The 14,521-nt window shown below is 71.6% G+C and carries 11 protein-coding genes; 6 read left to right on the top strand and 5 right to left on the bottom strand.

Translation table 11 applies throughout. The features are described from left to right. Nucleotides 1-112 precede the first annotated feature (112 nt). From P1P70_RS27810 to P1P70_RS27800, 3 genes are read left to right on the top strand one after another with little or no spacing between them, the layout of a single operon-like run. Complete coding sequence (locus tag P1P70_RS27810) at nucleotides 113-3,085, top strand: glycoside hydrolase family 2 TIM barrel-domain containing protein (protein WP_319242427.1); 2,973 nt, start codon at nucleotides 113-115, stop codon at nucleotides 3,083-3,085. 46 nt (nucleotides 3,086-3,131) lie between these two features. Further along, on the top strand, nucleotides 3,132-4,997 hold the full coding sequence (locus P1P70_RS27805; protein ID WP_319242425.1) for a LamG-like jellyroll fold domain-containing protein: 1,866 nt from the start codon (nucleotides 3,132-3,134) through the stop codon (nucleotides 4,995-4,997). 20 nt (nucleotides 4,998-5,017) lie between these two features. Further along, nucleotides 5,018-6,712, top strand: coding sequence for a PHP domain-containing protein (locus P1P70_RS27800; RefSeq protein ID WP_319242423.1), 1,695 nt, complete (start codon nucleotides 5,018-5,020; stop codon nucleotides 6,710-6,712). Between the two features lie 87 nt (nucleotides 6,713-6,799). Here the strand turns inward: P1P70_RS27800 and P1P70_RS27795 are convergent, their stop codons facing one another. Genes P1P70_RS27795 through P1P70_RS27780 form a run of 4 tightly spaced genes read right to left on the bottom strand, consistent with a single transcriptional unit; the run spans nucleotide 6,800 to nucleotide 10,632 of the window. Beyond that, nucleotides 6,800-7,255, bottom strand: coding sequence for a MaoC family dehydratase (locus tag P1P70_RS27795; RefSeq protein ID WP_055712181.1), 456 nt, complete (start codon nucleotides 7,253-7,255; stop codon nucleotides 6,800-6,802). A 14-nt stretch (nucleotides 7,256-7,269) separates the two neighbouring features. Then, a complete protein-coding gene (locus P1P70_RS27790) occupies nucleotides 7,270-8,778 on the bottom strand; it encodes a long-chain fatty acid--CoA ligase (protein WP_319242420.1) in 1,509 nt (502 codons plus the stop codon). A 49-nt stretch (nucleotides 8,779-8,827) separates the two neighbouring features. Beyond that, nucleotides 8,828-9,703, bottom strand: coding sequence for an amidohydrolase family protein (locus tag P1P70_RS27785; RefSeq protein ID WP_319242431.1), 876 nt, complete (start codon nucleotides 9,701-9,703; stop codon nucleotides 8,828-8,830). An 11-nt stretch (nucleotides 9,704-9,714) separates the two neighbouring features. After that, complete coding sequence (locus P1P70_RS27780) at nucleotides 9,715-10,632, bottom strand: SDR family NAD(P)-dependent oxidoreductase (RefSeq protein WP_319242418.1); 918 nt, start codon at nucleotides 10,630-10,632, stop codon at nucleotides 9,715-9,717. Nucleotides 10,633-10,905: 273 nt separating this feature from the next. Here P1P70_RS27780 and P1P70_RS27775 point away from each other — a divergent pair, with 273 nt between their 5' ends. Then, nucleotides 10,906-11,331, top strand: coding sequence for a MarR family transcriptional regulator (locus tag P1P70_RS27775; RefSeq protein WP_319242429.1), 426 nt, complete (start codon nucleotides 10,906-10,908; stop codon nucleotides 11,329-11,331). 4 nt (nucleotides 11,332-11,335) lie between these two features. Next, entirely contained in the window at nucleotides 11,336-12,205 is an 870-nt protein-coding gene (locus P1P70_RS27770; protein ID WP_319242416.1) for an IclR family transcriptional regulator, read from the top strand. Between the two features lie 115 nt (nucleotides 12,206-12,320). Here the strand turns inward: P1P70_RS27770 and P1P70_RS27765 are convergent, their stop codons facing one another. Then, on the bottom strand, nucleotides 12,321-13,418 hold the full coding sequence (locus P1P70_RS27765; protein ID WP_319242414.1) for a serine hydrolase domain-containing protein: 1,098 nt from the start codon (nucleotides 13,416-13,418) through the stop codon (nucleotides 12,321-12,323). 191 nt (nucleotides 13,419-13,609) lie between these two features. Between P1P70_RS27765 and P1P70_RS27760 the strand changes: the two genes are divergently transcribed. Further along, nucleotides 13,610-14,521 (top strand): serine/threonine-protein kinase (locus P1P70_RS27760; RefSeq protein ID WP_319242412.1); only part of this gene is annotated, 912 nt, incomplete at its 3' end.

Genomic DNA, 14,521 nt, shown 5'->3' with positions numbered 1-14,521 from the left:
TTTTCAGCAGAAAACGGGAAACCAGGTTTTTTCCTGTTTCGTTGGGTTGGAAATGTGTTTTAGGGAAAGGGCCTGTCCCCTCCCCCCTGTCACCCCCGACTTCGGAACGGTCATGACCGACGCACTCTTCGCCCTGCGCCCCTGGAACGCACCCGAGGTGACCTCCTGGGGGCGGCTGCCCATGAACGCCGTGGACCGGCGTGCGGGGGCGGTGTCGCTGGACGGCCGGTGGCGGTTCCAGCTGCTGGCGTCGCCCGAGCGGGAGCCCGGGCCCGGGTGGTCCTGGGCCGAACTCCCGGGCTCCTGGGCCCTCGACGTGGCGGAGGACCCGCCGCAGTACACCAACGTCCGGATGCCGTGGGGCCAGTTCCCGCCGGACTGCCCGCCCGAGAACCCGACCGGGGTCTACGAGCGGGAGGTCGTCATCCCCGCCGAGTGGGCCGGGCGCCGGATCGTCCTGCACGTCGGCGCCGCCGAGAGCGTGCTGCTCGTCCATGTGGACGGGCGGCCCGCCGGGCTCTCCAAGGACTCCCACCTGGCCGCCGAGTTCGACCTGTCCGGACTGGTCCGGGCCGGGGCGCGGGCCACCGTGCGGCTCACGGTGGTGAAGTGGTCGGACGCCTCGCACATCGAGGACCAGGACCAGTGGTGGCTGGGCGGCGTCACCCGCCCGGTGCTGCTGTACGCCACCGATCCGCTCCATCTCGCGGACGTGACCGTGCGGGCCCGCCGCGACGGGGAGCTGCGGGTGGACTGCCGGGTGCGCGCGGCGGCGGGGACGGCGACGGGCGCGCTGCCGGCCGGGTGGTACGTCAGCGGGGAGTTGGACGGTCCGGAGCTGGACGGCCTGGAGCTGTCCCGGGATCGCGAGTTCGACCGGCTCAACGCCGAGGACGAGCGGGTCTCCGACTTCCTCGGCGAGGTCCGGCTGGGCACGGTCGTCCCCGACGTACGGACCTGGAACGCCGAGACCCCCGAGCTGTACGACCTCACGGTCCGGCTGCACCGCGCCGACGGCACGGTGGCCGACACCTCGCGCCACCGGGTCGGCTTCCGCGACGTCGAGATCCGGGGCCGGGACCTGCTGGTCAACGGAGAGCGCGTCTACATCCGGGGCGTGAACCGGCACGACTTCCATCCGCTGACGGGGCGGACGGTGTCGTACGAGGACATGCGCGCGGACCTGCTGACGCTGAAGCGGTTCGGCTTCAACGCGGTCCGCACCTCCCACTATCCGGGTGACCCGGCCCTCTACGACCTCACGGACGAGCTGGGCTTCTACGTGGTGGACGAGGCGGACATCGAATCGCACGACCACGCCCACGAGATCGCCGACGATCCCCGCTATCTGAACGCCTTCGTGGACCGCGTCTCCCGCATGGTCCTGCGGGACAAGAACCATCCGTCGGTGATCGTCTGGTCGCTGGGCAACGAGTCCGACTACGGGGCGAACCACGACGCGGCGGCGGGCTGGCTGCGGCGCCACGATCCGACCCGGCCGGTGCAGTACGAGGGCGCGGCGAAGCTGGACTGGGCGGCCACGGACGACGCCTCCGACATCGCCTGCCCGATGTACGCGCCGATCGAGGACTGTGTGGCGCACGCGCTGTCGGGCGAGCAGACCAGGCCGCTGATCCAGTGCGAGTACTCGCACGCCATGGGCAACAGCAACGGCACCCTCGCCGACACGTGGGCCGCCATCGAGGCGACCCCGGGTCTTCAGGGCGGGTTCATCTGGGAGTTCTGGGACCACGGCATCCTCCAGCGTGTGAACGACGGACGACCGGCCGGGCGCGGGGGCGCCGGGCTGTACGGGAACGGGGTCGCCGGGCCCGGCCTGCGCTGGGCCTACGGCGGGGACTTCGGCGAGTCGATCCACGACGGCGCGTTCATCGCCGACGGGGTCGTGTTCCCCGACCGCACGCCCAAGCCGGTGATGTTCGAGCACCGGGAGATCGCCGCCCCGGTGCGGCTGTCGGTGGAGGGCGAGGGCACCTGGCGGGTGCTGCGGGTGCACAACCGCCAGCACTTCCGCGACCTTTCGTGGCTGGCCGCCGAGTGGGAGTTCGCGGCGGCCGACGGCGGTTCCTGGACGCTTCCGGCCCAGCTGCCGGACGTACCGCCCGGTGGCTCGGCGGTGATCGACCGGCCCGAGGTGGCGGGCGGGGCCGGCGAGATCTGGCTGACGCTGCGGGTGACGACAGCCGACGACGAGCCTTGGGCGCCGCGCGGCACCGAGGTGTGCTGCCCGCAGGTCCAGTGGTACCCGGCGGAGGAAGGCGAGCCGGTGGTGGGCGCCGAGGAGGATCTCGGGCACATCCCGCCGCCGGAGACGGACCCGGACGGGCTGCTGCTGCACCCGCTGCTCGCCTCCGCGCCGGTCCTGAGCCTGTGGCGTGCCCCCACCGACAACGACGTCCTCGGCGGTACGGCCGAGCGCTGGCGCGAACTGGGCCTGGACCGTATGGAGCGGGAGCCGGTCGCCGTTGAGCGCAAGGGCTCGACCGTCCGGGTCCGCTCCCGCTGGACCACGGGTGCGGGCGTCGTCGAGCACGAGCAGGCGTTCACGGCGCTGGTGGACGGCCGGGTGCTCGTCGAGGAGACGGCCGTGCTGCCCGAGGAGCTGACGGACGTGGCCCGGGTCGGCACGGTGTTCGAGACCGTCGGCGGTCTCGACGACATGGCCTGGTACGGGCAGGGCCCCTGGGAGAGCTACCCGGACCGGGCCGCCGGGGCGCCCGTCGGCCACCACGCGGCCCCCGTGGACGCGTTGTTCACCCCATATCTGCGTCCGCAGGAGAGCGGAGGCCGGCACGGTGTACGGCACTTCACGCTCTCCGGGGGCGGCCACGTCCTTGCGGTACGGCTGGACGGCCCCCGGCAGGTGTCGGTCACCCGGCACCGCGCGGCGGACCTGACGGCCGTCGCCCACCACGACGAGCTGGTGCCCCGGCCCGGCTGTGTGGTCCACATCGACGCGGCGCACCGGGGACTGGGCACCGCGTCGTGCGGTCCCGACACCTCGCCGTCGTACCTCGTTCCCCCGGGTGTCCACCGCTGGTCGTGGACCCTGCGGGCGCTCTGAACCCACCCCCCTCCCCTTCACCCACGGACCTTCCCACGGAGCACACGTGTGCACTTCGCATGAGCACGACCAGGGCGGGGCGGCCCCGCAGGCCGGCGCCGGCCGACGCAACTTCCTGCGGGCGACCGCGCTGATGGGTGCGGCGGCCGCCGTGCTCCCGGCGGCCGGTGCGGCGCAGGCCGCCGTCGAGGCCCCGGTCTCCGCCACCTCCACCGACCGCCGTCGGCCCGACCGGGACAGCCGCCGGTTCACGCTCGTCGTCATGCCCGACACCCAGTACCTCTTCGACGGGCCGAGCATCGACAGGGCGCCCGTCGAGGCGTCGCTGCGCTATCTGCTGGAGCACGGCCGGGAGGAGAACATCGTCTTCCTCTCCCACCTGGGCGACCTCACCCAGAACGGCACCGCGCAGGAGATGGGGGCGATCGGCGAAGCCTTCCGGCTCCTCGACCGCAGGGGCGTCGGCTACAGCGTCCTCGCGGGCAATCACGACGTGCGCTCCTCCACCGGCGACCAGCGGGGGCCGACCCCGTACCTGGACGTGTTCGGACCCGACCGCTTCGAGGGGCGGCCGACCTTCGGGGGCGCCTCCCCGGACGGTTACAACTCCTTCCACCTCTTCGAGGCGGGCGGCCGGCAGTGGATGGTGCTGGCCCTGGACTGGCGGCTCTCCGCGAAGGGCTTCGCCTGGGCGAAGGACGTCCTGGCCCGGCATCCGAGGGCACCGGTCGTCCTCACCACGCACGAGCTGGTCGACGGGGACGACTCCCTCTCCTCGTACGGGCAGACGCTGTGGGACCAGTTGGTCAAGGACCACGACCAGATCTTCCTCACCCTCAACGGGCACTACTGGCCGGCGGCGCGGGCGACCCGGAAGAACGCTGCCGACAACGATGTCCATCTGCACCTCACGAACTACCAGAACCGGTACTTCGGCGGCGCGGCGATGATCCGTCTGTACCGGTTCGACCTCGACCGGAACACCATCGACGTGGAGACGGTCTCCCCGTGGATCCTGGGCCGGGCGGCGAAGGGGCTCAACGAACTGGAGCGCCAGGAGAGCGAACTCTCCGGCGACGCCGACCGGTTCACGGTCGAGATCGACTTCGAGAAGCGGTTCGCCGGTTTCGCGCCGGTGCCCGCGCGGGCGTCGCGGCCGGTGTCGAAGATGCTGATACCCGGCACGGTCGCCTACTGGCGATTCGACGGCCAGGAGGACGGGGCGAAGGTCGGCGGCACCGTCCCGGACCGCTCCGGACACGGCAACGACCTCACGCTCGTGACCGTCGGCGGCGGCTCCCTCACCTGGTCCGCCGACCACCACCCGGACCAGCCCGGTCACGGCAGCCTGGAGTTCCACGGCGGCAAGCCCCCGCTGACAGGCGCGTACCTGCGGACGGTCGACAAGGCCCCCCTCAACTCGGCCATCTTCAGGGAGGGTTACACCATCGAGGCGTTCTACCGGCTGCCCGCCGACTGGAACCCCTCGAACCACGCGTGGGCGGGTCTCCTCGGCCGGACCGGCACGGGCGGCGCCGCGGGCAAGACCGCCGACGACCCGGACGAGCCGCTCGCCACGCTGTCGCTGTCGAACGACCGGGAGCCGCAGTGGGCCGTGCGCCCGCTCAACCAGCAGGGCATCGCGACCAACTGGGGCCAGGAGACCCCGCTGGAGACGTGGTGGCACCTCGCGGTCGTCAACGACGGCAGGCACACCACGCTCTACGTCCAGGGCTGCCCGGTCGTGCGCAACCCGAAGGCCACCGCCGTCGGGCTCGCCTCGGTCGGCCTGCCCTGGATCCTCGGGGGCTACGAGTACGCCGGGAAGATCGACCAGATCCTGCACGGGCGCCTCGGTGACGTCCGCGTCGTCGAACGGGCGCTGCCCGTCAAGTCGTTCATGAACCACTGAGACGCGAAGGAACCACAGCCATGTCCGACCTGTCCGGCACACCCGAGCAGCATCTGCCCTCCTGGGCCGATCCGTCCGTCTCCGCCGCCGACCTGGACGCGCAGGGGGTGTCGCGCCGTGGGCTCCTGCGGGGCGCAGGCCTGTTCGGTGCCGCCTTCGCGATGGGCGCGACGGGCGCCCTGACACCTCCGGCCTCGGCCGCCTCCCGCCCGTACGGAGGTGAGGACCCGCGGCTCGCCTACCTCGTCGGCGACCACCACATCCACACCGTCTACAGCCACGACGCCAAGTACACGTTCTCCCAACTGGCCTCGGAGGGCGCGAAGTTCGGCCTGGACTGGATGGTGTTCACGGAGCACGCCAACTTCGGGCACGCCGACTTCGGTGCCGCGCTGGAGCACAAGGAGATCCTGAGGGCCCGCGCCGAGAACCCCCGCCAGCTGATCTTCCAGGGCCTGGAGTGGTACATCCCGGCCGCCGAGCACTGCACGGTCTTCACCACCCCCGGCCGGCACGAGGTCGACCTGCTCACCCGCTTCGAGAGCGCCTACGACGGCAAGCTGCTGGGCTACACGGACGGGTCCGTGGGCGGCACGGACACCGCCCGCAACGAGGCGCACGCGGTCAAGGCGATCAAGTGGCTGGCCCAGCAGCGCCGTTCGGGCTACGTCGACGACGTGCTGGTCCTCGCCAACCACCCCTTGCGCCTCGGCATCGACTCCCCGCACGAGCTGCGCAACTGGCGCGACGCGGCACCCGAGATCATGATCGGCATGGAGGGCGCGCCCGGCGCCCAGGGCGCGGCCATCCCCGGCTGGCGGGGGACGACATCGATCCGGGGCGAGTACGAGAACAAGCCCTCCGCACAGTCCTGGCCCGGCTATCCGGAGGAGGCGTACCTCACGTACGGCGGTTTCGACTGGTCGACGGCGACCGTGGGCGGGCTGTGGGACGCGATGCTGGCCGAGGGCCGGCTGTTCTCGATCACCACCAACTCCGACGCCCACCGGATCGTCTTCGACACCTGGAAGAACGGTGACTGGCCGGCCGGCCAGAACTTCGACAACACGGGCAAGCTGCCCGACCCGGTGAACACCGACACCCCGCAGCCGGGCAGCGACTTCTGGCCAGGCCAGTTCAGCCGCACCCACGTCGGTGTCACCCGCCACGGGTACCGCTCGGTGATGGCGGGCCTGCGCGCGGGCCGGGTCTGGCTCGACCACGGCCACCTTCTCGACGGCCTCGACGTCCGGGTCAAGCGCGACCGTGACCACGGCCGGGGTGTCACCCTGGGCGGCCGGCTGCGCGTCCGCAAGGGCGAGCGGCTCACGCTGAACGTGACGGTGACGACCGCGTCCCGCGCCAACCCGCAGGGGATCCTGCCGGAGTTGGCCCACGTGGACGTCATCCGGGGTGCGGTGCGCGGTCCGGTGACCGACCGGGACGCCTGGAAGGCCCCGGACACGAGGGTCGTGCACACCAAGGACGTGAGCGGCCGCAAGGGCACGTACACCCTCCGCGTCCCGGTCACGGCGGGCGACGCATCCTTCTACCTCCGCCTGCGCGGCAGCGACGGCAAGCGGAACGGGGCGGGCTACCTGGGTGCGTCCATCGATCCGCACGGCCCGATCCCCCACGCCCCCGGCGACGGCGACCCGTGGGAGGACACGTGGTTCTACTCGAACCCGGTCTTCGTGGACGTGGTGGGAGGCTGAGCTTCCGCCGACCTGAAGGGGCGCGGGGAACTGCGCGACCGGCCACGACGGTCCGCAGTCCTCCACGCCCCTCAGGTTCTACGGCGCTCAGGCGTAAAAACGGGACAGGCTCTGCAGCACGGCCGCCGGCTTCGGTGCCCCCTCGATCTCGATCGTCCCGTCGACGGTGATCTGGACGCCGCCCGGCACGTCCTCCACGGACGCCAGCTTGCCCACCAGCCGGATCTTCGAGCCCACCTTCACCGGCGACGGGAACCGCACCTTGTTCAGGCCGTAGTTGACCTTCGTCGAGACGCCCTCGACGTCCAGCAGCTCGGTGAAGAGCGGGATGAACAGCGACAGGGTCAGGTACCCGTGGGCGATCGGCGCGCCGAAGGGGCCCTCGGCCGCCTTCTCGGGGTCGACGTGGATCCACTGGTGGTCCCCGGTCGCGTCGGCGAACGTGTTGATCCGCTCCTGGGTGACCTCGATCCACTCGCTGGCGCCGAGGTCGCTGCCGGCGAGCTTCTTGAGCTCGTCGATACCGTTCACGGTGATGCTCATTGGACGTTCCTTAGCTAAGAGTTGGTGCCGTAGCGCTTGCGCACCCGGGCTTTGAGGAGCTTTCCGGAGGCGGTGCGGGGCAGCTCGTCCGCGATCACCACCGACTTCGGGATCTTGTACTTGGCGAGCCGCCCGGCCAGTGAGGCCAGCACCTCGTCGGCGTCCAGGACGCTGCCCTCCCGGGGCACGACCACGGCGCGCGGCACCTCGCCCCACTTGTCGTCGGGTACGCCGATGACCGCGCACTCGACGACGTCGGGGTGGGCGAGGAGCTCGTCCTCGATCTCGGCGGGGTAGATGTTCTCGCCCCCGGAGATGATCATGTCCTTGATGCGGTCGACGATGAAGACATAGCCGTCCTCGTCCACGCGGGCCGCGTCGCCGCTGCGGAACCACCCGTCGGCGAAGACCGCGGCCGTCTCCTCGGGCAGACCCCAGTAACCGGGCATGACATGCGGTCCGCGGACGACGACCTCGCCGGGCTCGTCGACGTCGACGGGGGTCATGTCGGGGCGGACGACCCGTACGTCGCTGAAGAAGTGCGGTACGCCCGCCGACCCGGCCTTGCTGACGGCGTGCTCGGCGTCGAGGAAGAGCGTGCCGGGGGCGGCCTCCGTCATGCCGTAGCCCTGGAGGAAGGTGAGCCCGCGTTCCTGGAACCTGGCGATGAGCGGGGTCGGCACCGGGGAGCCGCCGCAGGAGAGCATCCTGAGCGACGACAGGTCGGCGTCGGCCCAGCGTGGATGCCGGGCGATCTGGTCGAACATGGTCGGCACGCCGAACATGAAGGTGATCCCGTGCCGTTCGATCAGCTCGAAGGTGGCCTCCGGGACGAAGGCCTCGACCAGGACGCAGGTGCCGCCCTTGAGCAGCACGGGCAGGGTGAGCATGTTCAGCCCGGCCGTGTGGAACAACGGGGCGGAGACCAGGGCGCGTTCGTCGGTGATGATGTCCTGGTCGACGAGCACGTTGACGGCGTTCCAGATGATGTTGCCGTGGGTGAGCATCGCGCCCTTGGGGCGGCCCGTGGTCCCCGAGGTGTACATGATGAGGCAGGTGTCGTCGGCGGTGACGGGCTGGTCGATCGGCTCGGCCTCCGCTCCCGCGAGCAGCGCCTCGTACTCGGTGCCGATCTCCACGAACGTGCGCACGTCGGTCTCGCCGCCCGGCAGTCCGGCGACGAGTGCGGTGAACCCTGCGCCGTACACCAGGGCCTTGGCCCCGGAGTCCGCCAGCTGGTAGGCGATCTCGGGGCCCGCGAGGCGGGTGTTGAGCGGGACGAAGACCGCGCCGAGGGTGCCCGCGGCGAACAGCGTCTCCAGGTACGAGGGGTGGTTGGGCCCCAGGTAGGCGATGCGGTCACCACGGCGGACGCCGGCGGCGCGCAGGGCGTGGGCGAGGCGCGTGGTGCGCTCGTACAGCTCCCCGTAGGTGAGGCGCGTGTCGCCGTGGATCAGCGCGGTGCGCTGCGGGGTCTTGCGGGCCCGGCGGGCGGGCCACGACCCCAGTCCCTCATTGCGCATGTCTGTGCCCCTGTCCGTCGTTGCACATGGGGAGGTCCATCTGCGTCCTCTACGGTTTCGTCAGGCCGAGCAAACGGGCGGCGTTCTCCTTGAGGATCTTCGGTTTGACCTCGTCCTTGATCGACAGCTTCTCGAAGTCGGCGAGCCAGCGGTCGGGGGTGAGGACGGGGTAGTCGGAGCCGAAGAGCACCTTGTCCTTGAGGAGGGTGTTCGCGTACTGCACGAGCTGCGGCGGGAAGTACTTCGGCGACCAGCCGGACAGGTCGATGTGCACGCCCGGCTTGTGCGTGGCGACCGCCAGGGCCTCGTCCTGCCAGGGGAAGGACGGGTGGGCCAGGATGATCTTGAGGTGCGGGAAGTCGGCGGCCACGTCGTCCACGTGCAGCGGGTTGGAGTACTTCAGGCGGATGCCACCGCCGCCGGGGACGCCCGCGCCGATGCCGGTCTGGCCGGTGTGGAAGAGGGCGATGGTGCCCGTCTCCTCGATGACCTCGTAGAGGGCGTACGCCACCGCGCGGTCGTTGGGGAAGAAGCCCTGGACGCTGGGGTGGAACTTGAAGCCCTTGACCCCGTACTCCTCGACCAGGCGGCGGGCCTGCTTGACGCCGGCCTTGCCGCGGAAGGGGTCGATGGAGGCGAAGGGGATCAGGACGTCCGCGTTGGCGGCGGCCGCCTCGGCGACCTCCTCGTTGGGGACGGGCTCGGTGCCGGTCGCGGACTGGGCGTCCACCGTGAAGATCACGGCGGCCATCTTCCGCTCGCGGTAGTAGGCGGCCGTCTCCTCCAGGGTGGGCTTGCGCTTGCCCTCGACCTTGAAGTAGGCGGAGGAGGCGTCGTGGAGGTCGTCGTCCAGGGAGGAGTTGCCCTTGGAGGACACCTCCGCGTGCGTGTGGACGTCGATCGCGACGAGTTCCTCGACGTTCATGGCCTGGCTCATCACGCCTCCGGGATCTTCGGGGCGGGGATGCCCACGGTCTGCGGCTCGGCGCCCAGCGAGGTCGGCCAGACGTCGGCGAGGGCCTCGGGGGTCCAGCCGCCGTTCGCGTACGCCGTCTTGATCTCCTGCGGGTGCGACCAGAGTGCCACCTTGTCGCCGCCGATGCCGATGGCCTGGCCGGTGACCCCGCGCGCCGCCTCGGAGGCGAGGAACGGGATCAGGGCCGCGCAGTCCTCGGGGGTGCCGAAGCCCTCGCCCTTGCGCAGGAAGTCCGGGAACGGCTTGCCCTCGCGCAGGGCCTCCACGTACGGGGCGAAGACCGGGATGGTCTCGGTCATCGCGGTGGCGGCGACCGGGACGATCGCGTTGACGGTGATGTTGGCGCGGCCCAGCTCCATCGCCCAGGTGCGGGCGAAGGCGGCGATACCGGCCTTGGCGGCGGCGTAGTTGGTCTGGCCGAAGTTGCCGCGCTGTCCGGCCGGGGAGCCGACGAGGATCAGCGAGCCGCCCTCGCCCTGCTCGCGCATACGGATCGCGGCGGCGCGGGCGCAGGTGAAGGTGCCCTTGAGGTGGGTGGTGATCACCGCGTCGAAGTCGTCGTCGGACATCTTCCACAGCACCTTGTCGCGCAGGATGCCCGCGTTGGTGACCAGGATGTCGAGGCGGCCGAACTCCTCCACCGCGCGACCGACCAGCCGGTCGGCGGCCTCGGTCGTGCCGACGGGGACGACCTCGGCCACGGCCTTGCCGCCCGCCTCGGTGATGGACTTCACGGCCGCCTCGGCCACGGCCTCGTCGATGTCGTTGACGACGACGGAGGCGCCGGCGGCGGCGAGGGCCTGTGCGTAGGCCAGGCCGAGGCCACGGCCACTGCCCGTGACGACGGCGACCTTGCCGGTGAGATCGATGCTGGGCACGAGGGGGTCCCTTCGAGTGGCGGTGCGGCTTCGAGAGCGAAGTGCGGGCACTTCGCTCTCGCGGTACTGCTTCGAAATCGAAGTTAAGAGCAATAGTTGTTGACGTCAATAGTTGTTGTTCCCCGGGCGTTGCGTCATGCTGGGGCCGTACGTACGCGCCGCCCCGCCCGGGGCGCAGGCCTGATCCCGCACGACAGGCCCTGGACCAGGGAGCCCGCCATCACCCGCCAGCAGACGCAGGACGCCGCCTCCATCGACGCGCACGAGCCGTGGATGCGCGGGCTGCACGCGGACACCGGCTACCTGCTGTACCGGCTGGGGCTGCGGTCCGGGCAGCTGTTCAACTCGTCCCTCCAGGAGTCGGGCCTCAGGCTGCGGCACTACGCGCTCCTGCGCTTCCTGGCCACGTCACCGGGCGCCCTCCAGCGCGAGCTGAGCGCCTCGCTCGGCTACGACCCGAGCGCGATCGTGGGGCTGGTGGACGACCTGGAGAAGCTGGGCTTCGCCGAGCGGCGCCCCTCCCCCGACGACCGCCGCAGCCGGATCGTCCTGCTCACCGACGACGGCCGGTCCTTCCTCCGTGACACCGACGAGGCCGGACAGCGGGTCTCCGACGAACTGATGGAGCCCCTCGACGCCGCCGAGCGCGAGACGCTCCACGCACTGCTGCAGAAGATCGCCGAGACCGGACTGGGGTGACACCATGCCGATGACCGCCGACGCGCTCCCGGCGCCGGGGCCCGTGCCCCGGCAGCCCGCGCCGGAGAGCACTCCGCCGGGGGCCGCCCGTTCCGCTCCCGACCGGCTGCTCGCCGTGCTGGCCGCCTTCGACCACGACCACCCGGCGCTCTCGCTGACCGACATCAGCCGCCGGGCCGGGCTGACCCTCACCACGGCCCACCGGCTGGTGGGCGCGCTCACCGAGTGGGGCGCCCTGGAGCGGGACGCGTGCGGGATCTACCACGTGGGGCTCCGGCTCTGGGAACTCGCGGCCCTCGCCCCGCGCGGGCTCGCGCTGCGTCAGATCGCGCTGCCCTACCTGGAGGACCTGTACGAGGCGACGCACGAGAACGTGCAGCTCGCGGTCCGCGACGGGGACGAGGTCGTCTACATCGAGTGGCTCTCCGGACGCTCGGCCGTCGGCGTCCACATCCGGGTCGGCGCACGCTGGCCCCTGCACGCCACGGGCGTGGGCCTGGCGCTCCTCGCACACGGCGACACGGCCTCCCAGGAGACCTACTGCCAGGGGCCGTTGGCCTTTTTCACGCCGTACACCATCACGGACGCGCCCCGGTTGCGCCGGGTGCTCGCCGAAGTGCGGCGCACGGGCGTGGCGGTGAGCAGTCGTCAGGTCACCGAGGACGCGCTGTCGGTGGCCGCCCCCGTGCGCGGACCGGGCGGGGCCGTGGTCGCCGCCGTCTCGGTCGTGGTGCCCCAAGCGGGCGCCCAGGTCCCGGTGCTGACGCCCGCCGTACGGGTGGCGGCACGCGGAATCTCCCGCGCCCTGGGCTGGCAGCCGGACGAACCCCGACGGGGTTCGCTGATTCCCGGCCGGGGCTCGTCGCCCGCCTGACCGATCACCGGCAGGCCCGGAGGACGTGGGCCTCGCAGGACTCCCACTCCGCCCCGGGGAGGTCTCCCGGGGCCGGTGGGGTGGTGCCGCCGATTCGGCTGTGCAGTGCGGGAGTTCAGGCCGACAGGCCCTCGTAGGCCGCCGCGAGGATCGCGAAGCCCCGCTCGTCGCCGAGGCCGCCGTCGATCATCCGGTTCATCATGTACGCCACGGTCATCCGGGCGTCGAGGTCGACCACCACGAGCGAGCCGCCCCAGCCGCCCCAGAAGCAGGTGCGCGGGTTGGGCAGTTGGCCGCCGTTCAGGCCGTAGCCCATGCCGTAGCGCATCGGGACGCGCAGGACGCTGTCGACGCCGTCGAACTGCTCCTCGAAGATCCGCTCGCACCCCTGCTCCGACAGCAGCCGCACACCGCGCGCCGCGCCGCCGCAGGACAGCAGCGACTGGACGGCGGCGACCGAGCGGGCGTTGCCGTGACCGTTCGCGGCCGGGATCTCGGCCCGGCGCCAGGCGGTCGTGTTGGGAGTGCCGTCCGGGATGGCCGGGTTGGGCGGCGGGCCGTCCCCGGTCGGCGAGGAGGGCGGCATGATGATCGGCGCCACCCGGTGGTCGTGCTCGGCGGGGAGCCCGATGTGGAAGTCGGCGCCCAGCGGTCCGCTCACTTCCTCGGCGAAGAAGGTGCCCAGGCTGCGGCCGGTGACCCGGCGGACGATCTCCCCGAGCAGATACCCCTGGGTCATCGCGTGGTAGCCCGCCTCGGTGCCGGGTTTCCAGGCCGGTGCCTGCGCGGCGAGCCGCGCGGTGACGGTCGGCCAGTCGTACAGGTCCTCCAGCGTCGTGGGAGCCTCGAAGCGGGGCAGACCGGCCGTGTGCGAGAGCACATGGCGCACGCGTACGTCCTCCTTGCCCGCCGCCGCGAACTCCGGCCAGTACGTGGCCACCGGGGCGTGCAGGTCCAGTTCGCTCCGGTCGGCGAGCATCAGCACGCACAGGGCCGTCATCGTCTTGGTGGTGGACCACACGTGGGTGAGGGTGTCCCGCTCCCACGGAACGGTGCGGTCGGCGTCGGTGTACCCGCCCCAGAGGTCGACCTCCGGCTCACCGTCCACGTACACGGCGACCGAGGCACCCACGTCCTTGTCGTCCAGCGAGGCCGCCAACGCCTCGCGCACCGCGGCGAACCGGTCCGTGCACGTGCCATGAGTCATTGCCATGGGGGGACGGTAACGGGTCGCGTCCGAGGGAGCCATCGAAATTGCCCGGGGCTCCGACGAGGAACCGCACCGGTCCGCACCGGTCGCACCGGTCGCACCGGCCTCCCCGGTGCCCCTGGTCGGGCGGCCCCGCACGGATCGCCTAGGCTGCTCCGTGCGGGGCTGCCGTACGGACAAGAGCGTGGTGGGAAATGCCGCTGAGGGACGACGATCCCACCGTCATAGGCGAGTACGTCCTGGAGGACCGGCTCGGCGCGGGTGGCATGGGCGTCGTCTACCGCGCCCGGTCCGCGTCGGGACGACTGGTCGCGATCAAGCTGGTGCACGCCCAGTACCGCGACGACGAGGAGTTCCGCTCCCGGTTCCGCCAGGAGGTCTCGGCGGCACGGCGGGTGAGCGGGGCGTTCACGGCCGCCGTGGTGGACGCCGATCCGGAGGCGGCCAGGCCCTGGATGGCGACGCAGTACGTCCCGGGCCCGACACTCGCCGACCTGGTGCGTGCGGAGGGGCCGCTGGGCGGCGCCCGGATCCGGGGCCTCGCGCTGGGGCTCGTCGAGGCCCTGCGGGACATCCACCGGGCGGGGGTCGTGCACCGGGACCTGAAGCCGGCGAACGTCCTGATGGCCGAGGACGGCCCGCGCGTGATCGACTTCGGCATCTCGCGCGCCGGCGACAATCTGCCGCTCACCGTGACCGGACGGGTCATCGGCACCCCGCCGTTCATGTCACCGGAGCAGCTGCGCTCACCGAGGGACGTCACCGCCGCGTCGGACCTGTTCTCGCTGGGGTCGCTGCTGGTGTACGCGGCCAGTGGGCACAGCCCGTTCAAGGCAGAGAGCCCCTATCTCGCGGGCTACCAGGTCATGTTCGAGGCACCGAAGCTGGACGCGGTACCCGAACCGCTGCGGACCATCGCCGATCGCTGCCTGGACAAGGACGCGACGGCCCGCCCCGACCTCGCCGAACTGCACGGCCTGTTCCTGGAGTTGGCGACTTCACCCGTCGGCGGCACGCTGGGCACCGTACCGGCGCCGGGGGCGGGCCACGCGGTCCGTTTCCAGGCAGCGAACGGCGAGGGTCCGCACCGGTTCCTGTGTTTTTTC

This window comes from Streptomyces sp. MB09-02B (assembly GCF_033794485.1).
Taxonomy (GTDB): domain Bacteria; phylum Actinomycetota; class Actinomycetes; order Streptomycetales; family Streptomycetaceae; genus Streptomyces.
Note: the sequence above shows the minus strand (reverse complement) of the source record. Positions and strands in the feature narration are given on the sequence as shown.

What these genes read in the sequence shown, in the direction of transcription:
- P1P70_RS27795 (WP_055712181.1), bottom strand. Translation starts at nt 7,255, where the DNA reads ATGAGCATCACCGTGAACGGTATCGACGAGCTCAAGAAGCTCGCCGGC.
- P1P70_RS27770 (WP_319242416.1), top strand. Translation starts at nt 11,336, where the DNA reads ATGCCGATGACCGCCGACGCGCTCCCGGCGCCGGGGCCCGTGCCCCGG.
- P1P70_RS27800 (WP_319242423.1), top strand. Translation starts at nt 5,018, where the DNA reads ATGTCCGACCTGTCCGGCACACCCGAGCAGCATCTGCCCTCCTGGGCC.
- P1P70_RS27765 (WP_319242414.1), bottom strand. Translation starts at nt 13,418, where the DNA reads ATGGCAATGACTCATGGCACGTGCACGGACCGGTTCGCCGCGGTGCGC.
- P1P70_RS27810 (WP_319242427.1), top strand. Translation starts at nt 113, where the DNA reads ATGACCGACGCACTCTTCGCCCTGCGCCCCTGGAACGCACCCGAGGTG.
- P1P70_RS27785 (WP_319242431.1), bottom strand. Translation starts at nt 9,703, where the DNA reads ATGAACGTCGAGGAACTCGTCGCGATCGACGTCCACACGCACGCGGAG.
- P1P70_RS27790 (WP_319242420.1), bottom strand. Translation starts at nt 8,778, where the DNA reads ATGCGCAATGAGGGACTGGGGTCGTGGCCCGCCCGCCGGGCCCGCAAG.
- P1P70_RS27775 (WP_319242429.1), top strand. Translation starts at nt 10,906, where the DNA reads ATGCGCGGGCTGCACGCGGACACCGGCTACCTGCTGTACCGGCTGGGG.